This window comes from Chryseosolibacter histidinae (assembly GCF_018598225.1).
Taxonomy (GTDB): Bacteria; Bacteroidota; Bacteroidia; order Cytophagales; family Cyclobacteriaceae; genus Chryseosolibacter; species Chryseosolibacter histidini.
Window position 1 is genome coordinate 203,796 of record NZ_JAHESF010000005.1, and the last position, 22,216, is coordinate 226,011.

21 protein-coding genes are annotated in these 22,216 nt (G+C 49.2%); 12 read left to right on the plus strand and 9 right to left on the minus strand.

What is annotated here, in order from left to right; genetic code table 11:
* Nucleotides 1-7 precede the first annotated feature (7 nt).
* The 3 genes from KK083_RS07200 to KK083_RS07210 all read right to left on the minus strand — a co-directional run bounded on the left by KK083_RS07200 (nucleotide 8) and on the right by KK083_RS07210 (nucleotide 2,615).
* Nucleotides 8-1,339: a TAXI family TRAP transporter solute-binding subunit gene (locus KK083_RS07200; RefSeq protein ID WP_254161972.1), complete on the minus strand. Its 1,332-nt coding sequence runs from the start codon at nucleotides 1,337-1,339 to the stop codon at nucleotides 8-10.
* 196 nt (nucleotides 1,340-1,535) lie between these two features.
* Entirely contained in the window at nucleotides 1,536-2,051 is a 516-nt protein-coding gene (locus tag KK083_RS07205) for a lipocalin family protein (protein WP_254161973.1), read from the minus strand.
* Nucleotides 2,052-2,186: 135 nt separating this feature from the next.
* Nucleotides 2,187-2,615 carry a putative periplasmic lipoprotein gene (locus tag KK083_RS07210; protein ID WP_254161975.1) on the minus strand — a complete coding sequence of 143 codons (429 nt, stop codon included), beginning with the start codon at nucleotides 2,613-2,615 and terminating at the stop codon, nucleotides 2,187-2,189.
* 17 nt (nucleotides 2,616-2,632) lie between these two features.
* Between KK083_RS07210 and KK083_RS07215 the strand changes: the two genes are divergently transcribed.
* The 4 genes from KK083_RS07215 to KK083_RS07230 all read left to right on the plus strand — a co-directional run bounded on the left by KK083_RS07215 (nucleotide 2,633) and on the right by KK083_RS07230 (nucleotide 6,917).
* Nucleotides 2,633-2,872 (plus strand): hypothetical protein, encoded by a 240-nt coding sequence (locus tag KK083_RS07215; RefSeq protein ID WP_254161977.1) that lies wholly within the window; start codon nucleotides 2,633-2,635, stop codon nucleotides 2,870-2,872.
* A 117-nt stretch (nucleotides 2,873-2,989) separates the two neighbouring features.
* On the plus strand, nucleotides 2,990-3,334 hold the full coding sequence (locus KK083_RS07220; RefSeq protein ID WP_254161979.1) for a YciI family protein: 345 nt from the start codon (nucleotides 2,990-2,992) through the stop codon (nucleotides 3,332-3,334).
* 51 nt (nucleotides 3,335-3,385) lie between these two features.
* Complete coding sequence (locus KK083_RS07225) at nucleotides 3,386-4,612, plus strand: RNA polymerase sigma factor (RefSeq protein ID WP_254161981.1); 1,227 nt, start codon at nucleotides 3,386-3,388, stop codon at nucleotides 4,610-4,612.
* Between the two features lie 511 nt (nucleotides 4,613-5,123).
* A complete protein-coding gene (locus KK083_RS07230; protein ID WP_254161983.1) occupies nucleotides 5,124-6,917 on the plus strand; it encodes a DUF885 domain-containing protein in 1,794 nt (597 codons plus the stop codon).
* 242 nt (nucleotides 6,918-7,159) lie between these two features.
* Here KK083_RS07230 and KK083_RS07235 read toward each other — a convergent pair whose 3' ends face one another.
* Nucleotides 7,160-9,781: an FtsX-like permease family protein gene (locus KK083_RS07235; RefSeq protein ID WP_254161985.1), complete on the minus strand. Its 2,622-nt coding sequence runs from the start codon at nucleotides 9,779-9,781 to the stop codon at nucleotides 7,160-7,162.
* 108 nt (nucleotides 9,782-9,889) lie between these two features.
* Between KK083_RS07235 and KK083_RS07240 the strand changes: the two genes are divergently transcribed.
* The 5 genes from KK083_RS07240 to KK083_RS07260 all read left to right on the plus strand — a co-directional run bounded on the left by KK083_RS07240 (nucleotide 9,890) and on the right by KK083_RS07260 (nucleotide 15,037).
* Complete coding sequence (locus tag KK083_RS07240; RefSeq protein WP_254161987.1) at nucleotides 9,890-10,654, plus strand: ceramidase domain-containing protein; 765 nt, start codon at nucleotides 9,890-9,892, stop codon at nucleotides 10,652-10,654.
* 42 nt (nucleotides 10,655-10,696) lie between these two features.
* The gene (locus KK083_RS32820) at nucleotides 10,697-11,290 is read left to right on the plus strand and encodes an SH3 domain-containing protein (protein WP_254161988.1); all 594 of its coding nucleotides are present in this window, start codon (nucleotides 10,697-10,699) and stop codon (nucleotides 11,288-11,290) included.
* 206 nt (nucleotides 11,291-11,496) lie between these two features.
* Nucleotides 11,497-11,949, plus strand: coding sequence for a GNAT family N-acetyltransferase (locus tag KK083_RS07250; protein ID WP_254161990.1), 453 nt, complete (start codon nucleotides 11,497-11,499; stop codon nucleotides 11,947-11,949).
* A 121-nt stretch (nucleotides 11,950-12,070) separates the two neighbouring features.
* Nucleotides 12,071-12,415 (plus strand): PadR family transcriptional regulator, encoded by a 345-nt coding sequence (locus KK083_RS07255; RefSeq protein ID WP_254161992.1) that lies wholly within the window; start codon nucleotides 12,071-12,073, stop codon nucleotides 12,413-12,415.
* Between the two features lie 3 nt (nucleotides 12,416-12,418).
* Nucleotides 12,419-15,037: an ABC transporter permease gene (locus KK083_RS07260; protein ID WP_254161994.1), complete on the plus strand. Its 2,619-nt coding sequence runs from the start codon at nucleotides 12,419-12,421 to the stop codon at nucleotides 15,035-15,037.
* A gap of 61 nt (nucleotides 15,038-15,098) precedes the next feature.
* Here the strand turns inward: KK083_RS07260 and KK083_RS07265 are convergent, their stop codons facing one another.
* The 5 genes from KK083_RS07265 to KK083_RS07285 all read right to left on the minus strand — a co-directional run bounded on the left by KK083_RS07265 (nucleotide 15,099) and on the right by KK083_RS07285 (nucleotide 17,561).
* Nucleotides 15,099-15,707: a hypothetical protein gene (locus tag KK083_RS07265; RefSeq protein WP_254161996.1), complete on the minus strand. Its 609-nt coding sequence runs from the start codon at nucleotides 15,705-15,707 to the stop codon at nucleotides 15,099-15,101.
* Between the two features lie 37 nt (nucleotides 15,708-15,744).
* Nucleotides 15,745-15,996 carry a hypothetical protein gene (locus KK083_RS07270; protein ID WP_254161998.1) on the minus strand — a complete coding sequence of 84 codons (252 nt, stop codon included), beginning with the start codon at nucleotides 15,994-15,996 and terminating at the stop codon, nucleotides 15,745-15,747.
* A gap of 88 nt (nucleotides 15,997-16,084) precedes the next feature.
* Entirely contained in the window at nucleotides 16,085-16,741 is a 657-nt protein-coding gene (locus KK083_RS07275; protein ID WP_254162000.1) for a Spy/CpxP family protein refolding chaperone, read from the minus strand.
* Between the two features lie 15 nt (nucleotides 16,742-16,756).
* Complete coding sequence (locus KK083_RS07280) at nucleotides 16,757-17,074, minus strand: hypothetical protein (RefSeq protein ID WP_254162002.1); 318 nt, start codon at nucleotides 17,072-17,074, stop codon at nucleotides 16,757-16,759.
* Nucleotides 17,061-17,561, minus strand: coding sequence for an RNA polymerase sigma factor (locus KK083_RS07285; RefSeq protein WP_254162004.1), 501 nt, complete (start codon nucleotides 17,559-17,561; stop codon nucleotides 17,061-17,063). Before KK083_RS07285 ends, KK083_RS07280 begins: the two co-directional genes overlap by 14 nt.
* 288 nt (nucleotides 17,562-17,849) lie before the next feature.
* Between KK083_RS07285 and KK083_RS07290 the strand changes: the two genes are divergently transcribed.
* From KK083_RS07290 to KK083_RS07300, 3 genes are all read left to right on the plus strand, one after another.
* A complete protein-coding gene (locus KK083_RS07290; protein WP_254162006.1) occupies nucleotides 17,850-18,575 on the plus strand; it encodes a DoxX family protein in 726 nt (241 codons plus the stop codon).
* Nucleotides 18,576-18,782: 207 nt separating this feature from the next.
* Nucleotides 18,783-19,316: a hypothetical protein gene (locus KK083_RS07295; RefSeq protein ID WP_254162008.1), complete on the plus strand. Its 534-nt coding sequence runs from the start codon at nucleotides 18,783-18,785 to the stop codon at nucleotides 19,314-19,316.
* A gap of 471 nt (nucleotides 19,317-19,787) precedes the next feature.
* Nucleotides 19,788-22,157, plus strand: coding sequence for an ABC transporter permease (locus tag KK083_RS07300; RefSeq protein WP_254162010.1), 2,370 nt, complete (start codon nucleotides 19,788-19,790; stop codon nucleotides 22,155-22,157).
* Nucleotides 22,158-22,216: the final 59 nt, after the last annotated feature.

Consider the following 22,216-nt stretch of genomic DNA (forward strand, 5'->3'; position numbering starts at 1 on the left):
ATACAACTTAACGCTGTTGCTCAAACGACGCCGGGATGCTCTGTGGATGGGCACCCCGGATGTCGCCTTCCAGCTCATGGATCGCGCCATTCAGCAGGTTGACGAAGATGGTGAAAGCTTCATTGGCATCCAGATTCTCGGAGATGAGCTGCTCAAACGCATTGTTGCGGATGAGGAACAGCTCCGCCAGGTATTTGCGTTTCTTCTCCAGGTCAGTGGTCTGGCGTGCGTGATTGGTAACGTAGAGCACCTTTTGGTAGTAGCTGTCCACGCGGTCTTTTCTTCTTTGTTTCAAGTATTTGAACAGCGTTGTCAATGCGCCGCTGGTGAGCACCAGGATGGACACGAGCAATCCGATCACTTCAGACTCGCGTTCCCAAAAAGTGGGCTGATCGCGGGTCATGTATTTAACGGTGCCGGCGTGAAGCGGGAAAGAGAACTTGTGCGATTCAAAATCATCGTCCAGCATTCCGAACTCGAAATTCTCTTCTGAAAGTGACTGCCGGTGATCGTAGATGCTCTGCACCACATCGTGCACCACATGTGGGTCCAGGTCCTTGTGACAAACAAGCACATCATAGACCGCAAAGGTAAGCACGGGCTTCAGTGGCCATTGCCCATAGATGGCTTTCGGGATAATGAAAGGAACCGCCTTAGGGTACGCCATACAGAACCCGTCTATGATAGAACCTTTTCCCATAAGTGCAGGATCGTCGAGGCTGTAAATGGTGCCGTTCCACGAACGTAAAATATTGCGCACACTCTGGCTGTTGAGCGACGCGAAGAGGATGAGCACGTCGTATTCGTTCAGCGCTTCTGTGATGCCATCGGTATCGGAGGCGTGAATGGTGCCGATGTTGTTCGATGAGGTGCCATTTTTCTTCAGGAACTTTTCTACCACCGTCATCTCTTCCTCCTTATCGAGGATCACGGCGGCCTTGTTGCGCGTGAGCAGATGTTGGATAGACGGCGTGGAGTCGCTCCGGGAGAGGATGAGCAGTACGTCAGGGAACAACGGCAGCAAGGTGCGCACGTTATTAAAACCTTTGCTCATCTCAACGTCATTCTTGACGATACCGAAATCGATCTTCCCCGTATTGATCAGGTCAATGATGTCGGCCTCTTTTTCAATAGAAGCGTTTTTGAAGTTAAGGGTTACACCCAGGGGAGTGATTGCTTTCTTCAGTGACGATACCGTGGGGTGATTGGTAACCGTTTCACCAAGCTCCAGGTCAGAGATGATGGTGAAATCTTTCTTTTCACCGCAGCCGGAAACCAAAACAAGAAGTATGATGAGAAGCGTTGCCGCTTTTCGCAGGTCAAAGAGGATCAAAGACATAGACCGAGTGGGGTTGTTCCGGTAAAGATATTAAAAATAGTCCACGGTCCCACTGTCCACGGACCAAAGCAGGTTAGAGTCTATTCCAGCGCCAGGACTGGCAAGTCCCGTTAGGGACGACATACCATGGCCAAAAAAAGATCGCCCGCCGGAGCACATTCATGCAGCGGCGGGCGATGGTTGATCAGGGCAAAGATTATTTCTTTTTGAAAGCGTAAGTGCCTTTTACTTTCATGACCACCGAGGCGCCTTGCTGCGACATGGTATAGTCATAATCCCACTTCATTTTAAGGGTGGTGCTGGTCTGTTCAACAACGGTGGCCTTCTGGGTACCATTGGCGTTGGTGATCGTGATGGTGCTGCCATCCAGCGCCCAGGTGCCATCGATCATAAAACCTTCAAAGGGATAGTCTTGTGTAACGGTCTGTCCTGCGGTAGTGCTCGTCAGGGTCACCGTGTAGCTCCCTGTGCTGGTGAACGTGGCGGGATTATCATTGAAAGTGATAGCCATCGCCATGTCTTTTCCTTTACCAGTAAAATCGCTTTTAACCGAAATACCCTGAACAGTAGTGGTGGTGGTTCCCGCATAATCAACCGCGGTCACCGTCCACCCTCCGAGCAGGCCCTCTCTCGTGGGCTTTGGATCTTCATCCTCACTACAAGCAAAAAAAATGACCGCAAGACCGATCAGTAAAAGTTTTGTGATTTTCATTGATACAAATTTTGTTTAAAGTGAAAGGGATTATTGAGCGACAAAGGTAACCATTTCACAATAGCCGGCTGCAGGCATTGCGTGGAATGTCCTTCAAAATATTACATGCAAAACGATTTTCAGATAGGCAGGAGGTTAATGTGTGAAGTATTCGTTCAGCGACAGGTTGGTGGACACAACCTGGCCTTGCTCCGCTATGGTGTGTTGCTCCGACAGGGCAACCTCCCCATTAATTTCAACCTGAATTTGCATGGTGTAAGGTACAAACGAGGCGCCGATCTGTACAAGGGAGTTGTCTTTGAAGGTCACGTTGACCATGGTGAGATAGGGGATCTCCTGGTTCAGATAGGTTCTCTTGTAAGGCAGGTGATCGTTCGCAGACGAGTTTGTTTTGAGCTCCAGGTCCGTTCCGTATACGATCGTCTCGACCTCCGTTAGTCTATGCCTGTCGTATGCGTCGATCACGATCTCGATGTCCGCTTTTCGGGGAAAACCGTTGGTATCGTCATCAGAACAGGCTGCCAGGAAAAATAATGCCGGGAGAAGGATCAGGGTGGTTTTCATATTTTATAAAGAGGTTGATGTTTTTGAACGTACACGTTAGCAAAATACCTGCCAGCGTTTTTAATCCACAGACCGCCGATTCTTTGATTGTCGGGTCCTTTAAGGTTGACCTCTTCCTTTTTCCGATGTTAAAAAGTGGAATGGTGAAAACCATTGGCGTGGGATGGATTGTGATCATGCTCATGATGATCGGTTTAGCGATTAGGTTACGTCAACAGGCGAAAAAGGTGATGCCGCAGGTTGATGGCACAGAATAGAAGGGAATTTTGAATATTTGTGGATACGGTAATGTGGCTGGAAAAAATATTAAAAGTTTTGTCCAATCCCCTGACCCCGTTCGATAAGGGGTTATAAAACTAAAAAATTCACTATTTATGAAAGATTTCCTATTCGTATTCAGAACTGACTACAGCAAAATGCCCAAAGGTTCACCGGAAGAAATGCAGGCGCTGTCCAAACGGTGGATGGACTGGATTGGCGGCATCGGCGCACAGGGTAACCTGGTAGACCGTGGCAACCGCCTTGTACCCGGTACTGGAAAAGTGGTGAAGCCCGCCAGTGTGATCACCGACGGTCCATATATGGAGATCAAAGAATCAATCGGGGGTTATACCATCGTGAAGGCAAACTCGCTCGAAGAGGCTGCCGCGCTGGCGAAAGGATGCCCCATCCTCAATTTCGGAGGTAATGTGGAGGTGCGGGAGATCTCAGCGCTGTAGTTGTATCTAAGCAAAATGCCTTTGTAACTTGCAAAGGCATTTGTTTTTTGCATGGAGCAGTCAGACCTCATACCCCACCTGTTCAGAACAGAGTACAGGAAGATCGTAGCGGTGCTTTGCAAGTTATTCGGTATAGACCACATCGAAACTGCGGAAGATATCGTGAGCAATACTTTCTTGCAGGCTTCGGAGCTGTGGGGACTGAAAGGACCGCCACCCAATCCCACGGCGTGGCTCTACGCAGCCGCCAAGAACAAAACAATCGACTACCTGCGGCGCCACGCGAATTTTGCCCAGAATATTTCGAAGGAGCTGAAGCATCTCAATTTCCCCAGTGAAGAGATCGAGGTTGATCTTTCAGACAAGAATATCACCGACAGCCAGCTGGCCATGATCTTTGTGATCTGCCATCCCTGCAATCCTGCCGAAGCGCAGATCGGGCTTGCCCTGAACCTGCTTTGCGGCTTCGGTGTGGATGAGATCGCCCAGGCATTTCTCACCAACAGGGAAGTGATCTACAAACGACTGCAACGCGCCAAAGAAAAACTGCGGATAGAAAAAATAAAGATCGAGTCACCCGAGCTCACCGGGATCGACAACAGGATCTCGTCTGTGCTCATGACCCTCTACCTGCTTTTCAACGAAGGATATTACTCCGCCAGCCAGGATGTGACCCTGCGCCGGGAGCTGTGTATGGAAGCCATGCGACTGACGTACCTGCTTACGGAGTACCCGCAGACGGACAAACCCGAAGTGAATGCTTTGCTTTCGCTGATGTGTTTTCATGCGTCGCGGTTCGATGCCCGGCTCGGTCAGCACGGCGAAACGATCTTGTACCATGACCAGGACAGTGACCGCTGGAACCAGGAGCTGATCGCAAAAGGAGAGTACTTTCTGAACCTGGCTTCTCGCGGCAGCAAGCTCTCTAAATTTCACCTCGAGGCTGCCATTGCCTACTGGCATACCATCAGGGAAGACACCGAAGAGAAATGGGAGAACATCCTGCAGCTTTACAACGAGCTGCTCTTCCTGGAGTACTCACCCATTGCTGCGCTGAACAGAACGTATGCGTTGTCAAAAGCAAACGGAAAAGCAGAAGCCATCGCGGAAGCCGAAAAGATCAACCTCAAAGACAATCATTTGTATCATTCCCTGCTGGGAGCGCTATACCATGGCGTTGACAATGAAAAAGCGCTGCACCATTTGCAGCAGGCAATGGCTTTGGCAAAATCAGCCAGCGACAAGAGTATTATCGCTCACAAGATATCCCGGTTGTGAATCGAAGTTCTCCCTGGGGCGGAAGTTTCTTCCGGCCTTCTCTGAAACGATGAACGAAGTACAGTCCCCGATACGGAAGTTACTTCCGTAACCGAGCCCGGTTGTGGAACTAAGTTCCACATATGATAAAAAGTGGAACGAAGCGCACGGAAATAACTTCCGCGCTAGAGGGCTATTATTGCTCACAAGATATCTCAGTTGTGAATCGAAGTCCTCTCTGGGGCGGAAGTTTCTTCCGGCTCTTCTTTGACACGATGAACGAAGTCCAGTCCCCGATACGGAAGTTACTTCCGTAACCGAACCCGGTTGTGGAACTAAGTTCCACATTAAGAGTGGTGCTATGATAAAAGTGGAACAAAGCGCACGGAAATAACTTCCGCGCTAGAAGGGTTGATAAACGTCCCTGAAAAATTTAGCCCTGCTTCAACGGTCACACTAAACAAGGAACGACACCGTTTATTAATTTTCGTATCTTACAACGACGCACTGGACCTTAACTCACCAACCCAATATGAGCTTCTTACAAAAGAATGTACTGACGATCGCTGCGCTGTCGGTGATCATCTTTTCATGTTCAACCGATCAGAAAAAGGAAACAGACACCGCCGGCATCAAGCGCACTTTCGACAGCCTGCTGAATGCCTACCACGAAGAGCGGCTCCCGTTGTCACCACTGGAGGCTACCGTGGCGGGAGATAACCGCTACAACGCCCTGTTCCCGAACGTGATCTCCGCCGCATACATCAATCAGTTCAAAGAATTCAACGAGCGCTATCGCAAAAACCTTTCTGCCATAGACCGCAGCAAGCTCTCCGCCGAAGACCAGCTGAGCTACGATGTGCTGGCCTGGGAATGCGACATAGCGCTGGAAGGATCCCGCTGGAAAGAAGAGCTGATGCCCATCAACCAGATCTTTTCCATGAATCTTTACATAGCCCAATTCACCAGCGGCCAGAGCATTCAGCCTTTTAAAACCGTGAAAGATTATGAAGACTGGCTGAAACGCCTGGATGGATACGTTGCATGGTGCGATACCGCGATCGTGAACATGAAAAAAGGTATGGCAACCGGATACGTGCTTCCCAAAGCGTTGGCAAAGAAAGTAGTGCCACAGCTGGCCAGCTTTGATCATGGTCCTGTGAAAGATCATCTTTTCTTCATGCCTGCGAAGAATATGCCGGCTGATTTTTCAGCAGCAGATAAGACCCGGCTCAGCAAAGCGTATGAAGATGCCGTGGCAACCAAAGTTATTCCGGTGCACAGGCGCCTCAAAGATTTCTTCGTGAAAGAATACATTCCCGCCTGCCGCGAAAGCTCAGGGGTCGATGCCATTCCCTATGGCAAGCAATATTATGCCTACAGGATCAAGCTTTTCACCACTACCGATCTTTCTGCCGATGAGATCTTCGCGCTGGGTAAACGTGAGGTAGACCGGATTACACAGGAGATGGAGAAGGTGAAAGATCAGGTTGGATTCAAAGGCGATATGAAAGCATTCTTCGATCACCTGAGAACAAAGAAGGAGCTGATGCCTTTTACCCGCCCGGAGCAGGTGATCGAGAACTTCAATGCCATTCACGAGAAAATGAAACCCAACCTGGCGAAGCTGTTTGATAAAACACCTAAAACGGGTTTCGAGGTAAGGCGTACGGAAGCTTTCCGGGAGGCGTCGGCCAGTGCGGAGTATAATCCGGGTTCGCAGGATGGCTCACGCCCCGGGATCTTTTATGTGCCGATACCGGATGTGAAACACTACAATGTTCTTTCAGATGAAGACCTGTTCTTGCATGAAGCCATCCCCGGCCATCATTACCAGATCATGCTGCAGATGGAGGATACGTCGCTTCCCCAGTTCAGGAGAATACTCACCTACAGCGCCTATGCCGAGGGTTGGGCCTTGTATACAGAGTCGCTCGGTAAGGAACTGGGACTGTACACCGATCCTTACCAGTACATGGGCATGCTGAGCGCCGAGATGCACCGTGCCATCCGCCTGGTGGTGGATGCGGGCATGCATACGCAGGGATGGACCCGCGAGCAGGCGATCCAGTACTCTAAAGACCATGAAGCGGAAACAGAGGAGGGTATTATTGCAGAGATCGAACGCTACATGGCAGGGCCGGGACAGGCATTGTCTTATAAGATCGGCCAGCTCAAGATCCGTGAGCTGCGTACAAAAGCCGAGCAAGCCCTGGGACCCAAGTTCAACATTGCACAGTTTCACAACCAGGTGCTGGAAACAGGCAGTGTCCCCATGAAGCTGCTGGAAGAAAAGATCAACCGGTGGATCGAGGCGAATAAATAGTCCACGGTCGACAGTCCATGGTCCACAGATGAGTAGTGTCACATCAACTTATTGTGCCTTCTATCTTATGTGACGCATTAAGCAAGAATGGTAGGTAAAATAAACAACCAAGACGGCACGTCTGTGGTCCGTGGTCTGTGGACTCTCAACCACACGCCCGAAGCATAGCTCCGTTTCTCAATTAGTCTTGATGTATCCTCCTGGCTCCTTACTCCTGGCTTCTGACTCCTTGCCAGAAGGGATTACTCACTTCGAAGCGAGTCTACCGGATTCATATTAGCCGCGCGCCAGATCCGCAGGCTGGTAACCGTAAATGCGAGCGTAACCGTAACAGCCGTAACGATGACGAAGGCCAGCCACGGAATGTCGGTTTTCACGGCAAAGTCGGAAAGCCAGCTGTTCATCACCATGTAGGCAACCGGTAGTGCTATGACGAGTGCCACCAGCACCAGCACGAAGAACTCGCGGTTGAGCAACAATACGATCCTGCTCACGGAAGACCCCAGCACTTTGCGAATGCCGATCTCCTTCACTTTCTGGGTTACGGTGAACGATATGAGCCCCCACAAACCCATGCAGGCAATCACAATGGCAAGGCCTGCGAACCAGGTGATGATGCTCATGCTGCGTTCTTCGCTGCGGTACAACGTGTCGAAGTTGCTATCGACAAAGAAATAGCTGAAAGGCCTCGTTGGATCGAGCGTCTTCCATTTTTTCTCGATCAGTGGAAGCACATCGGAGGGGTGGCCGGATATTTTCATCGATAGAAAATTGTTCGCCTGGTTGTCGGGCGTGCGATACACGAACATGATCGGCTCGATGGCACGTGAGAGGTTGCCGTAGTGATGATCTTCCACAACGCCTACCACCATGGTACGCCGTCCGGCTTTTTTGCCTTCAATGTCACTCCAGCCAAAAGCTTTCATGGCGGCCTCATTGATGATGGCAAAATTTCGCACCAGTGTATCGACCGGTATGATCTCGTCATTGAAGTTCTCGCCGGCAATGAATTTTATATCGTATAATTTAAAGTAAGACTCGTCCACCAAAACTTTCATGATGCGGAAGGGCTGCTCTTCTGTCCATCCGTCGGGGCGCGTCATGGTCCAGCTCGCTGTAGAGGTGTTCGAAGGCACGATATCCGAAGCGGACACATACGAGATCCGCGAGTCCTGCAACAGCTCCCGTTTCAGGCTGCCGACACGCACACGGGCACCTTCGGGGTCCATCATGTTGTCCGTGTCCGTGGGTATCACTACAACGTTCTCCTTGTTCAGTCCCAGGTCGTGCGTTTTCATGAACTGCACCTGGCGGTAGATCACGATGGTGGCGAAGAAGAGGATCACGGAGAGCGAGAATTGCGTAACGATGAGCACACGTTTGAATCCCGTTCCTGTGGGCGTGCTCTTCAATTTGCCTTTGATCGATTCAACGGTTTTGTATCGGGAGATAAAGAACGCCGGGAAGCTGCCTGACGATACCCCGATCAGGATGAAAGCTGCCAGCATCAGCAGCAATACACGTGGTGTTGTGAGCAATTCCGTCTGGATGGTGATACCGAGGAGCTGGTTTACAAACGGAAGGCCAAGCTGCAACACGACGCAGGCTCCGGCAAACGCCACGGTGGTGAGCACAAGCGATTCGCTGAGGAACTGGCGGATCAGGGTGCCGCGCGATGCCCCCAGCACTTTTCTTAACCCGATCTCTTTGGCCCGTTCGATGGAGCGTACGGTGGTGAGGTTGATGTAATTGACCACGGCGATCAGCACAATGATAAAGGCTACGCACAACATGCTGTAGGCGGTGCGGTTAGACGCGGTGGTTTGATTGTGATAATTCGCCAGCGGGAGCAGCCTGAAGATCATGCGCTGCGCTGTTTCTTCGTTGAAATATTTTTTTACGAACGCCGGAAAGAGTGTCTCCAGCTTCGCAGCGTTGGCGGCATGATCCGTTGTGATGAAGGTGAGCAGAAAGGCTTCGTCCCATTCCGCCTGCCGCACCCAGTCGATGTCCATGGCAATTTCGAATGACATCACGATGTCAGGATTTACCGAAGAATTGGGCGGCACTTGCTCGAGCACTGCGGCCACTGTGAGCTCGAAGAGTTTTCCGTTCATGGCTACACGCACGGGTTTGCCGATGGGATCGGTCGCGCCGAACAAACGTGTTGCCGCTTTAGGAGAAAGAATGATATTTGACTTGTTCTGAAGAATGCGGTGCCCATCGCCCTGCTTCGTGGGCAGGTGAAAGACAGTGAACAGCGAAGGGTCTGTAAAAGTCACCGATTCCGAAAATTGCCGGTCGCCGATGGTGAGAAATCCCCGTTGCTCAAAGATTCGCGCTCCGTCCTTCACATCGGGATACTCATCTTTCATCGCCTGAAGCATCGGCACCCAGCTTCCGTACACCAGCTGATTGCCGCCAGGTGTGATCCGTTCTTTATAGACCAGGTAAACGTCCTGCTTATTATGCATTGAATCGAAGGTCAGCTCCTGGTAGGCATACAGCGCGAGCACCAGCGCCGAAGAGATCCCGGCCAGTAGTCCCGACATGCTGATGAAAGTGTTGGCTTTATGCTTGAGCAGGTTGCGGAGGGCGATGGTAAAATAACTGATGAGCATAGGATTCAGGTTTGAGCTCCTGCCCATACAACTAAAGTGCCCGTTAAAAAAAGCCGGAATTTCAGGGAAATAAACAGCGTTCCATTGTTGTGTACTGTCACAGGTGAACGAATGTTGTTCGGTTTCGGGATTTTGACCATGATTTCGGGATTCAGCAGGATTGTTGTGATAGCCCAGCAGGTAATTTCTTGATGTGCCGTTGCTGGTCTTCGTGCCTTGATGCGCCGTTGTTGATGTTCTCATGCGCCGTTGTTGGTGTTCTTCACCAACAACCAACCCAATACATCAGAGGGTTACATTGAAGCAGATGGAAATTGATGTTTATCTTTATATAAAAATCACTGATCGTTTATGAACCTAAGAGGCGCTATTCTGATCGGGCTTGCCCTTTGTGCCATCGTTGGTGTGTTTCTGCTGCCACCCATTTCGCAGGACCCGGCGTTTCACCAGTTTGCGGATGACAGAACCATCTTCGCCATTCCTAATTTTTATAATGTGATGTCAAACCTTCCCTTCCTGGTACTGGGCATCATTGGCTTGTACGTTTTTTTCAGGAACAACAAACTCTCTGCAACCTCACTTGCTGTTCTTACCCTCTTCATTGGTGTAACGGGTATTGGCTTCGGTTCTGCTTATTATCATTGGCACCCCTCCAATGCTTCTTTGGTGTGGGACAGGATTCCCATGGCCATTACCTTCATGTCATTTTTTGTGATCATCATCGGTAACTACATCAACGAACGGTGGAGCTTTATGCTCCTGTTGTTGTTGCTCATCATGGGTGTGCTCAGCGTGGTCACCTGGTATTATGGCGAAGTGAACGGGCATGGCGACCTGAGACTTTACATACTCGTTCAGTTTTTTCCCATGTTGGCCATTCCGCTACTGATCTTCATGTATCCCACGCCGCGGGCCATCCGCATCGACGTGATCGCAGCGGTTATCCTCTATGCCATCGCTAAATTCTTTGAGGACAGAGATGCCATTATCTTTAACTCAGGCGGGGTGCTGAGCGGCCATACCATCAAGCACCTGTTTGCAGCTGCGGCCGTATTCTTTATATTACAGACCGTAAAAAGAACAAACAATGTTTCTGTGAGTGGTGTAAACCGGTAAGGCATTCCGGTACCATCACTAATAAAGATCAAAACCCCTCCAATGAAAACGCTGTTTTACAACACGCTGATCCTGTTCTTCATTCATCTTTGTGCAACAGACAGCCTTGCCCAAAGTTATGCGTACCCGCTCCGAAGCTTGCATGGCCCGGACAAGAGTCCGGTTGAGCTGATCGGCCAGGATGCCGGATTTGTCGTATGGTGTTTGCAAAGTGAGTTTGGAAAGTATCAGGACCAGCATGATGTATCAGGTTCAGAAACATCAGAAACCGGTGAGGCACCGGAGTCAATATCGCTGACCTGGAAAAATGTTGTGCGAAAGGAGTGGAGCGCTCAACTTTTCGATATCCAGTTTAATGCCTCCATCAATTCATATGAGCTGGATGACGGCAACGACGGACGGACGTCGCAGATGCGCCTGTCGTTCATTGATAAACGTGGCAATGACCTGCTTCGGGGAAAAACGCCATCCAGTGTAGCGATCAGGAAATTGTTGCAGACCCTTCTTTTCCAAAGTACCAGCTATGTCAATAGCGCCAATGGTTTGAATGTAAGGGCACAACCATCCCTGACGGCGCCGGTCGTTGAAGAGCTTGGCGACAACAGCAGGGTGATCATAAAAGAGAGAACGGGGTAATGGCTCGACCTTCGTTTCACCTGCCTTTCCCGTTCTTTTTTTCCTCGTCTGAAAATGACAGCTTTTGGATCGCTGACGATGAGGTGATCATCCGGCTCTATAAGCTTGTTTCCTATCATGCCGGTTTTACGAATCACAGAAACACGCTGCCCTACCAGCTACAGTATGTCAAATTGAAGATCGTTAAAAGCCCGAATGATTGAATAATGACCGAAACCAGCGTAACGATACGGAACTTCCAACCAACAGACTTAAACAGTTTGACCGGGCTGACCAATGAATTGGGGTATGTTACCACCATTGAACAGATGAAGGCAAGGATGGAAACAATCCTGTTGCTTCCTGATTACTGGACTTTTGTTGCTGTGGTTAATAACAAAGTTGTTGGGTACGTGGGAGTCAATAAGAACTACTTCTGGGAACAGGATGGATGTTTTATAAGAATTCAGGCTTTGGTGGTAAGCCAGCAACACAGGCGGCTCGGCATTGCACAGAAACTGGTCGAGACGGTTGAAATGTTGGCAAGGCAACTCGGCGCCAGGCTGATCATACTCAACTGCGGCAACCGTGAGGAGAGACGACAGGCACATCAATTCTACCCTAAAATGGGATTTGAACCAAAATCAACAGGGTATGTGAAACGACTGATCAATGATTGAAGGTTGTTGTGCGCTGAAATATCTAAAAATCGGCTGAGAACAAGCGGGTAATCTTTTTTCCTTACTAAAATGTAGAATGAACGGACTCTTTCCGTACCTTGGTTCTACAAATTAGTAATGAATGATCGAAACAAAACTCGGCGACTTTGAAGAAGTGCTGATGCTCATCATCGGGATCCTGGGAGAAGATGAATCCTATGCATTCCGGATCGCGCAGGAATTTAAGGACCAGACCGGCCGGCCAGTCTCCATCGGCGCCGTGCACTCGACCCTCGACAGGCTTGCGAACAAAGGGTTTTTGAAGTCTGAATTGCGCGAAGGCGCTTCCGACAGAGGTGCCCGTAAAAAAAGGATCTACTCCATCACAGCACTGGGCAAACGTGTTATTAAAGAGTCCATGGAATTCAAAGTAGCCCTGTGGAAACAATATCCTGCATTCAGCGGAAAATTCAACATGAGCATCTGACACTTGGAACAACCCGACCGAATACCGAAAGCTGCCCTGGCATTTCTGCGCCTGTTCCTCAGAAAAGACCTGCTCGATGAGGTCACCGGCGATTTACAGGAAATGTATGCACTCACCCGTAAAAAAAGATCACGGCTGGTGACGCGGCTCGTCATCTGGTATGAGGTCATGCACTACCTGCGGCCATTTGCCATTCGCAAAGCAACAATGCATTACGTAAATCCATATCCCATGTACAAAAGTTATTTGAAAACGGCTCTCCGGAATATGCTGCGAAACAAGCTCCACGCCTTCATCAATATCACCGGGCTTTCCGTAGGTATGGCCGTGACCATCACCATCGCGCTCTGGATCATTGACGAAATGACGTACGAGAAACATTTCGACAACTATTCACGGGTGGGCCGTGTGCTTCAGAATGTAACCAATAACGGGGAGGTACAAACATGGTGGAGCCTGCCGTGGCCGCTGGCCGATGAGCTGCGCAAAAATTATGGAACAGATTTTTCAGCAGTGGTCCTTACTTCCGGCGTCAACACGCACCTGCTTGCCACGGCCGATGAAAAACGACTGAATAAAAGAGGACTCTTTGCCGAGCCACAGTTTTCATCGGTCTTTTCATTAAAAATGCAGGCGGGTTCAGCCGACGCGCTGACAGACCAGGCATCCGTGCTATTATCATTATCTACCGCCAAAGCGCTTTTTGGCGATGCCGACCCCATTGGAGCCATGCTTACCATTGACCGCGATCAGAAGATGACCGTTAAAGTTGGCGGCGTATATGAAGACATGCCTTCCAATTCGGAGTTTGCCAACCTTGATTTTGTTGCAGCCTGGGATCTTTTAGCCAGCGCTACCAGCTGGATCCGTACCATAGGCGATCCGTGGAGACCAAACGCGTTTGATATCTATGTACAACTGAATGACCACGCAACATTTGAAGGCGCTTCTGCACGCATCCGCGACGCCAAGCTTAAAAAAGTGAATGAAGCGCTGGCGAAGAAGAAACCTGCCCTGTTCATTCACCCGATGAGCCAATGGCATTTATATTCAGAATTCGATAACGGCATTCAAACCGGCGGCCGCATCCAGTACGTGTGGTTGTTTGGCATAACAGGCGCTTTTGTATTGCTGATGGCCTGCATCAATTTCATGAACCTGAGCACGGCCCGTTCTGAAAAGAGGTCGAAGGAAGTTGGTATCCGCAAAGCGATTGGCTCTTTCCGTGGTCAGCTGATCAATCAGTTCTTCACGGAATCCATTCTTACGGCGTTCCTGTCGCTGGCCATGGCGGTTTTACTTGTAATGATCCTTTTACCTTCCTTTAATACCATTACCGGCAAGGCAGTAACGCTCCAGTGGCTCAACCCGCTGTGGTGGGGTGCAGGAATAGGATTCTGCATCGTGATCGGAATTATTGCGGGAAGCTACCCGGCGTTATACCTGTCGTCCATTCAATCTGTCAAGGCGATCAAGGGTGTTAATAAGGCGGGACGGTCTTCATCGCTCTTCCGCAAAACCCTTGTCACCACGCAGTTCACCATCTCCGTTGTGCTCATCATCGGCACCACCATTGTGTACCAGCAGATCCAGTATGCAAAGAACAGGCCGATCGGTTACAACACCAACGGGCTGGTAGCGGTGCCGATGGTAAATGAAGTGCATAAACACTTTGATGCGGTGAAAGACGCGCTTGAGAAGACTGGCGCCATCGTGTCAATGGCAGAGTCTGCGTCGCTCACCACAGACCAGTCATCGAGCACAAGCCAGCTCGACTGGAACGGAAAAGACCCGGACCTGTCAGTGGACTTCGCTACCGGAGGCGGTTCTTACGATTACGGTGCCACGGTAGGGTGGGAGATCATCATGGGCCGTGATTTTTCCCGCGATCATCCTTCTGATTCCACAGCGCTGATCCTGAACGAAGCTGCTGTCAATTACATGGGACTGAAAAATCCTATTGGGGAAACCATTCGCTGGTCGGGTACGCCTTGCACGGTGATTGGTGTGATCAAAGACATCATCACACGCTCGCCCTACGAGCCTGTAACACCAACGTTATATTACTTGTCCACCTGGTCTGACAGTTACTGGATCCTGCGGATCAACCCTGCAGTCAGCGCTACCGATGCGTTAGCGAAGATCGAATCAGCCTATAAAAAATATAATTCGGAGGTACCGTTCTCGTATCAGTTCATGGACACAACTTATGCCCTGAAGTTTGGAGACGAGGAGCGTATCGCAACACTGTCTACGATGTTTACAACCCTGGCGATCTTCATCAGCTGCCTGGGTATTTTTGGATTGTCGTCGTTTACCGCTGAGCAACGTATGAAAGAGATCGGCATCAGGAAAGTGATGGGCGCCACGGTGTTCCAGTTGTGGCAACTGATCTCCGTCGATTTTGTGGTGCTTGTGCTGGTGTCAGGCGTCATTGCCATACCCCTTGCTTACTTTGCCATGTCGTCGTGGCTGGAACATTATTCGTATCATGTCGGCATTTCGTGGTGGATCTTTACGGCAGCGATAGCAGGTACGGTGATCGTTACCATCATTACAGTAAGCTGGCACACCATGCTGGCAGCAGCAATGAACCCGGTGAAGACGTTGAGAGCTGAATAGGGATATTCTTATATGAAGCGTGAAAGGCTACCGCAAAAAGACCGAGATAGGGTTTTCTTTTCTAAGCTAATTCTTCAGAGACAATTTCTATCACCTTGCCAGCTTCGGTTAAGCCGGAGATCTGAAGCGTGTCGAACCCATTCCTTTTTACTGTTCCGAAATCCATTCTGGTTCCGTCAATAAGTGTGATGTATCCATCCGCATCAACCTTATCTGCGAACTCGTCATCGTAGTCGATGCCGTTGTAAGTCGAGAGCGTTATTTCAAACGTGTCATTGCCGTTCGGATCTTTATAAAATGTGCCGGCGACCCGGCTCTTCTGTTCCGCTGAATACTGCTCACAGAACATTGCATTATAGCCATGCTTGCAGCCGTCAAATAGAATGATCTCTTGCGCGCTGGCTGGGTCGACGGCTACAACCAATGAAGGAGCTTCTTCCGTGCCAACGATCAGATTCCGATGATGGGTATGCAACTGTCCAAAATACCTGATCCTGAATTTTGTTTGCCCGGAGGCCGTCCTAAGCTTTCTCCGCCACTCATGCTTTTGAAGATCTTCAGGCTCGCTGATCTGTTCGGTAAATCCATCGAGATAGGTTGGCCCCAAAACTCCGTTATCAGTGGTTGCAGATCTCTTTTTGCTTTTTTTGAAAAGGTCAATGAGTCCCATCTGTTAGAAGTTTTGTTGCTGTAACGCCAAGTACCGTTTAAACAATTCTTGACTCCGAATACAGGTCGTATGCCGCTACGAGCGATTCACGGCCGGACGATGTTCTGTAACTTTCATATTCGCCGATCTCGTCGCGATGCGTTGCATAAACGGGCCGGTATGCCGATTCGTACCGGTCCCAAACCACCAGTAAATAATTGTATCCTATTTTGTTCAGTCTGCCGTTCTCTAACCAAACATTAAAAACCTCTTCATCAAGCGATTTAGGGAAATCCGACCCGTCAAACATATCCGTAGCGTATTGTCTTCGCCGAAATTTAACACAAAAAAGGGCCACCTTCCTCAGGTGACCCCAGTTTACCTAATATAAACTGTTCCTATTTTTTCTTCAGGTTGATAATGATCACACCGTTTTTTCCCTGTTTGCCGTATTTGTCGGTGGCCGTGGTTCCTTTCAGCACCTCCATACTCGCAATGGTATTCGGATCGAGATCGGCCGGCAGCTCTCCTGTCATCCTTTTTTCATCGCCATCAATGATCACGTACAACGGTTTTGCATCAGGGTCTTTTCCCGGTTTCACCCGCAACGACACGCGCTGATTGTCGCTCAGCGGGGCCGTGATGGATCTTTCGTTTACAAATTCATCTTTGTGCACATCCAGCTTTTCCTGCTGTGCGGGAGTGAGCAGGTTCTTCACCTTCAGCAGCATGTCGAGCTTCATCTTCTTGATCTCGGCTTCCAGCACCAGCGACTTCTCCAACTGTGCCATCGCTGCTTTGCTATCTACTTTGCTGACGGAGATCAATTGCTCGAGCTTCACCATCATGGCATCGAGGTCCCACTTCTTGCTGTTGTAAGCTGCCAGCTCACCGTTGTAAATGCTCTTTATTTTTTCCACCTGGTCGGCAGAGAGGCTGGCTTCTTCCCGGTACTTCAGCACCAGGTCAGGGGCATATAACTTTTGCTGAAAAATGTCCTGTGCCAGCAAGGTGTTGGCCGCAGCAACCATCATGATCAATAATAGCTTCCTCATTGGATGTATCAATTTTTATTCAAGATCTTCTGATAAATAGTCCGTAGGCGACTCCCAGTCCGATAGCGATTGCTCCTGCACATCCATCAGCGAATGGGTTCTGGGGGCATCCTGGTAAACGAGAATGATAACTTCACCGGGTTGTACACGCTCAACGCTGCCTTGCCGCACGAGGTAAACAACAACCACGAGCGCCGTTACCACTGCGGCTGCCGCGTATAAAAATGAAGGTAGCCTCCGGGTCTTTTTCTGTTTTACGAAAGGAGGGATCACCAGCTGCTCATCCGACTTCTTCATTCCCCTGAAAAACGCCTCGATCTTATCTTCCTCCATGGTTTTGAATTTTTGTTTTTTCTATCAGGGTCTTCAATTGTTTCTTGCCCCTGTCGTAGTGTGTTCGTACCGTGCCGAGACCGATCTCCATCACGGTGCTGATCGCCTCCAGCGTCATGCCGTGGTAGAAGGCCAGTAACAATACCTCGGCCTGCTTTTCGGGGAGCTGCTGAAGCAGGGCTTTGTAATCCATGTCTTCTTCCGCCGGGTCGTCTGCGGGCATCGCCAGGTCACCTTCCAGGGGGGCGTGGGCCCGGGCATTACTTTGTTTCAGACTATCGATGGCAGTATACCGGATCACCGAGAACAACCAGGTGCGGAAGCCCGATCTTTCGTTAAACCGGGCGCGACCTTCAAAGATCTTCAGGTACACCATCTGCAGCACATCCCTGGCCAGGTCGTCGTTATAGTTACAGCATTGCCGTGCCCACAGGTACGCATCCCTGTGCGTATCTTCCAGTAACTCCTCAAGCTGCCTTCTATCCATTCGACATTTACACCGGTTAGTCTGTAAGGACGGGATTTATATGACAAGGATAAAGAAGTTTTTTTGCACAAGAGGATGGGATGTAAAAAGTTCTCGATGAGAAATAAAGTTATCTCCTCCTTTAAAAAGTTGCAACCCAAGAATATTTCCAATCCGCTTTGAAATGCAATTCATTTCTGTTTACTTTGAAATACAAAGTACTTTTATTTATATCGTTTTCACCCTTTCATCTATTGAGGAGGACAATAGACAGGGTAAACTAATCGTGCCGTAACTCAACTTTTGTTTATGAGTATTTCAAGCAGGCTTAACCATGTATATTACGAAGCAAAGGCAAACAAATGGTATCATTATTTTGCCGTTTTCTGTCGCATCATGTTGGCCCTGGCATTTGTTATCTCGGGGCTTGTAAAAGTCAACGGAGAAAGATTCGCCGCCGGTCTGCCCGCTAACCACCCCCTGGGACAGTATTTTGAATCGCTACACCAGACAGGATACTACTACACCTTTATCGGAATTTCGCAGCTATTCATTGCTGTTTTGTTACTTATTCCAAGAACAGCACTATTGGGTGCATTGATGTATTTTCCGGTGATTCTCAACATTTGCATCCTGACGTACGCTGTTCGATTCGAAGGAACGCGTGTCACTACATTCATGTTACTGGCTAACTTATATTTATTGTGCTGGGATTACGATCGTATAAAATATTCTTTAAAATATACTTTATCATCCAAACAAGTTGAGGAGGCTGACAGCGCAGCAGGGAAAAAACTGTTGCGTAACAAATTTCCATTCCTGTTTTTCGGGAGTGTTGTTGCCGTGATAGCCGCAGTAATAATTATTAACATGTATCTCTATGACATTCGGCCTGGCAATTCACCGGAGGAATGTATAAACGGATGCCCCGGCAACAAGGATCCAAAGGCCTGCGCAGCATTCTGTGATTGCATTTATAACCAGGGCAAACCGCTTCACGACTGCCTGACCGAATATAACAAAGCCGTGAACTGAGGGAGATGCGTGTTCAATAATGTCTCTATTCTTCTTTTCGCAAGACCCAAACGGTATCAACACCCAATCCCAAACCAACCGAACCAAAAGAGGAGAGAAAGCCCGAAGACTTATAATAGGCTGGCGCCAGTCTGATGAGGAACGTGGGAATAAAGTATTAAATTGCGCGAATTTGAGGTTGTAAAAGCATTGTAAAACTTGATCCCAATGAAGTCACTCCTGGAACGGCTGAAGCTCGTAGACTATTTGACTACAGAAATTTCAATTGATAAAAGAGAATTTGTTGAAAAGTTAAAAAAGAACATAGACCAGGGCGATACAGGTACATTTTTTTCTGCCTTCGAAGCATTCAGCTCCAGTAAAAATGAATATAAAGGCACGGTCACGCCCGACTCCTTTAAGTTAAGAAGGCGGCGAAAGATGTTCGACATGAACAGAAGCCTGGCCATCGCTGAAGGAACCTTCAGGCAAAAGGAAAACCTGCTGGTTATAGAGGCAACCATCAGCGGATTCCGGAGCATTTTCATACCATTCATAGTTTTACTTTTGCTATTATATGTAACAGCCGCAGTCTCTTTCTCCCTGTATAATACCGCTGGAACTTTAATGTGGTTCATGTTTCCATTTATGTTAGTGCACGCTTCATTGATGTTAGGCATTCCCTATTTTGTAATGCGAAGAAGTGTGTCCAGAATGAAGTATGAATTAGAGCGGGATTTTTATTACATAACAAAGAACTAACAAACCAATTTGACTTCTTAGTCGTTAATTGCCCAAAACTGTTTACTTACGCTTTGCCATCCGGTTGCTTTTTTACAGGGTTGTTAGTTTAATGGCAAAACCATAGCTGAATGGGTTCGAATCCCACCACTCTACCTTGGTAGTTTATGCCGGTTAAAACCAGTTATGAAACATTGTTCGAATCAATGTACAGCCACTAATTCGGCAGTATGAAGACTGCCATTGTGAGAGGCACAAGTGACCTTGCGCGCTGGCTCGTGCACAACACTTGCGCCAGTTTTGAGTGTCCCCATAGCTGGCGCAATCTTCAGGGTGGGAGGGATGCCCGCTTATCATCAAGGCGTTATTTTTCCAGGCCCATGCAACCTTCCGCAAGCCAGTCAAGTCATTGCCAGTGAACGATTATTTTTCGTTCTCCCTGTAACCTTTTTTTATAATAAAGTATCCTAGTTGATATAACCACCCGTTGCCATGCTCAGAAACTACCTGGTTGTCACCTTCAGAAACCTGCGGAAGAACGGTTTCTACTCATTTATAAACATCGCCGGCCTCAGTATCGGCATCACCTGCTCGATCCTCATCATCCTCTGGGTAGCCGATGAAACCTCCTTTGATAAATTCCATCCCAAGGCAGACCGGCTGTACCAGGTGTGGGCAAATGCCTATTTCGACGGTCGTATCAACTCCTGGACCTCCGTTCCCCTGCCTACGGCCGATGCCATGAAACCCGCCAATGCCAACATTGTGCGCGCAGCTGTTACCGATTGGGGTGGCGACCACCTGCTCGCTACAACGGATGATAAACGGATGAATAAACGAGGTTTTAACGTGGGTGAAGAGTTCCTCGAAATGTTCCAGTTCCCGCTCATCGCCGGCAATGCCGAACAGGTGCTGGACGACGCCAGCAACATCGTTATTACCGAGTCCACGGCCAAAGCGCTCTTCGGCGATGAAGATCCCATGAATAAGGTCATTCGTGTCGACAACCAGTTCGACCTTAAAGTTGCCGGCATACTCAAAGACATCCCTCCGAATTCATCATTCCAGTTCGATTTTCTTTTGCCCTACAAGCATTGGCATAATACCAACGAATGGGTCAGACGAAATGAAACCAACTGGGGCAACTACTCCTTCCAGGTGTTTGTAGAGCTCAACGACGCGAAGAACAAAGCATCGGTTGAAAACAGCATCCGCGGCATGCTTGGCGAACATGGTGAAGACAAGGAGATGAAGCACGAGTTCTTCCTTTACCCGCTCCTCCGCTGGAGACTGTATTCCAATTTTGAAAACGGTGTAGAGCAGGGTGGCATGAGCGACTATGTTCAGCTCTTTACCATCATCGCCGTGTTTATCATTGTGATCGCCTGTATCAACTTCATGAACCTGGCCACCGCACGAAGCGAACGCAGAGCACGTGAGGTCGGTGTTCGAAAAAGTGTAGGTTCACGCCGCCGCCAGCTCGTACTCCAGTTCATTGGCGAGTCGATGATCATAGCTTTTATTTCATTTGTCATTGCCATACTCGCAGCGCAGTTATTGCTGCCCTATTATAACACCCTCGTCGAGAAGAAATTGTTTATCGATTACACCAGCAAAGAATTCTGGATGTTTTCGCTTGGATTGATATTCTTTACCGGTGTTATCGCCGGAAGTTATCCCGCCTTCTATTTGTCCGGTTTCCAACCGGTGAAAGTATTGAAAGGCAAACCTACCGTAGGCAAAGGTGCCAGCCTCCCGCGAAAGATCCTGGTGACGCTGCAGTTTGGCGCCTCTATTTTCCTGATCATCTCCATGTTTGTGATCTACAACCAGATCCAGCTTGCCAAAGGCCGCGATATCGGCTACTCGCAGGAGAACCTCATCACCGTTCCGCTCAACAAAGATTATCACGATAACCTGCAGCATCTGAAAGTGGAGCTTCTGGCTTCCGGCGCAGTGGAGTCGATGGTCCGCGTCAACAGTGCTATCACCGACATTAACTCCAATAATTTTGTTGGCTGGCCCGGCAAACCTGAAGACCTGAAAGTGATCTTCACCACCATTGTAACCGACTACGACTGGGCCAAAACCATGGGCGTGAAAATGATCGAAGGCCGCGATTTTTCTGAAGATTTCAAATCAGACAGCATGGCCATCGTGGTCAATAAAGCAGCCGTCAAGATCATGGGCCTGAAAGATCCCATCGGCACGGAGCTGGACCTGTGGGGAAAGAAACGCAAGCTCATCGGCGTTTGCGATGATGTGCTCATGGGCTCTCCGTACGATGAAGTGAAACCGATGTTTGCCGTGCTCGACGACTGGTGGGGCTCCATCACCATCCGGTTAAAACCGACGAAGGATCTGCAAGCGTCCCTGAAGACCGTTGAAAACGTCTTCAAAAAATACGGTGCCGCTTATCCATTCGAGTACACTTTTGTGGATGTCGAGTTTCAGAAGAAGTTCACCACCATTAACCTCACCAGCAGCCTTGCCAGCCTGTTTGCCGTGCTCGCCATTGTGATCACGGGGCTTGGATTGTTTGGGCTCGCCGCCTTTACCGCAGAGCAACGCACAAAAGAGATCGGCATCCGTAAGGTTCTTGGTGCGTCTGTCTCCAGCGTTGTGAACCTGATCTCCCGCGACTTTTCTTTCCTGGTGATCATTGCATTCGCGATCTGCGCGCCATTGTCGTGGTGGGCCATGAACAGTTATCTTGAACGTTATACGGTCAGAACAGAAATTGCATGGTGGATCTTCCCCCTGACCGGCGCCATTGCCCTTATTTTTGCGTTGGTGATCGTGAGCACCCAGGCGTTAAGAGCCGCTCACTCGAATCCGGTGAACGCTTTGCGGAATGAATAATGACAACCCTTTGAGGGTTTTCAGGTGGTTCTTATATAAAGCGGGCTACTTGTTAAACC

Coding starts and splice junctions, on each gene's coding strand:
- KK083_RS07200 (WP_254161972.1), bottom strand. CDS start 1,339: ATGTCTTTGATCCTCTTTGACCTGCGAAAAGCGGCAACGCTTCTCATC.
- KK083_RS07205 (WP_254161973.1), bottom strand. CDS start 2,051: ATGAAAATCACAAAACTTTTACTGATCGGTCTTGCGGTCATTTTTTTT.
- KK083_RS07210 (WP_254161975.1), bottom strand. CDS start 2,615: ATGAAAACCACCCTGATCCTTCTCCCGGCATTATTTTTCCTGGCAGCC.
- KK083_RS07215 (WP_254161977.1), top strand. CDS start 2,633: ATGTTTTTGAACGTACACGTTAGCAAAATACCTGCCAGCGTTTTTAAT.
- KK083_RS07220 (WP_254161979.1), top strand. CDS start 2,990: ATGAAAGATTTCCTATTCGTATTCAGAACTGACTACAGCAAAATGCCC.
- KK083_RS07225 (WP_254161981.1), top strand. CDS start 3,386: ATGGAGCAGTCAGACCTCATACCCCACCTGTTCAGAACAGAGTACAGG.
- KK083_RS07230 (WP_254161983.1), top strand. CDS start 5,124: ATGAGCTTCTTACAAAAGAATGTACTGACGATCGCTGCGCTGTCGGTG.
- KK083_RS07235 (WP_254161985.1), bottom strand. CDS start 9,781: ATGAGAACATCAACAACGGCGCATCAAGGCACGAAGACCAGCAACGGC.
- KK083_RS07240 (WP_254161987.1), top strand. CDS start 9,890: ATGAACCTAAGAGGCGCTATTCTGATCGGGCTTGCCCTTTGTGCCATC.
- KK083_RS32820 (WP_254161988.1), top strand. CDS start 10,697: ATGAAAACGCTGTTTTACAACACGCTGATCCTGTTCTTCATTCATCTT.
- KK083_RS07250 (WP_254161990.1), top strand. CDS start 11,497: ATGACCGAAACCAGCGTAACGATACGGAACTTCCAACCAACAGACTTA.
- KK083_RS07255 (WP_254161992.1), top strand. CDS start 12,071: ATGATCGAAACAAAACTCGGCGACTTTGAAGAAGTGCTGATGCTCATC.
- KK083_RS07265 (WP_254161996.1), bottom strand. CDS start 15,707: ATGGGACTCATTGACCTTTTCAAAAAAAGCAAAAAGAGATCTGCAACC.
- KK083_RS07270 (WP_254161998.1), bottom strand. CDS start 15,996: ATGTTTGACGGGTCGGATTTCCCTAAATCGCTTGATGAAGAGGTTTTT.
- KK083_RS07275 (WP_254162000.1), bottom strand. CDS start 16,741: ATGAGGAAGCTATTATTGATCATGATGGTTGCTGCGGCCAACACCTTG.
- KK083_RS07280 (WP_254162002.1), bottom strand. CDS start 17,074: ATGGAGGAAGATAAGATCGAGGCGTTTTTCAGGGGAATGAAGAAGTCG.
- KK083_RS07285 (WP_254162004.1), bottom strand. CDS start 17,561: ATGGATAGAAGGCAGCTTGAGGAGTTACTGGAAGATACGCACAGGGAT.
- KK083_RS07290 (WP_254162006.1), top strand. CDS start 17,850: ATGAGTATTTCAAGCAGGCTTAACCATGTATATTACGAAGCAAAGGCA.
- KK083_RS07295 (WP_254162008.1), top strand. CDS start 18,783: ATGAAGTCACTCCTGGAACGGCTGAAGCTCGTAGACTATTTGACTACA.
- KK083_RS07300 (WP_254162010.1), top strand. CDS start 19,788: ATGCTCAGAAACTACCTGGTTGTCACCTTCAGAAACCTGCGGAAGAAC.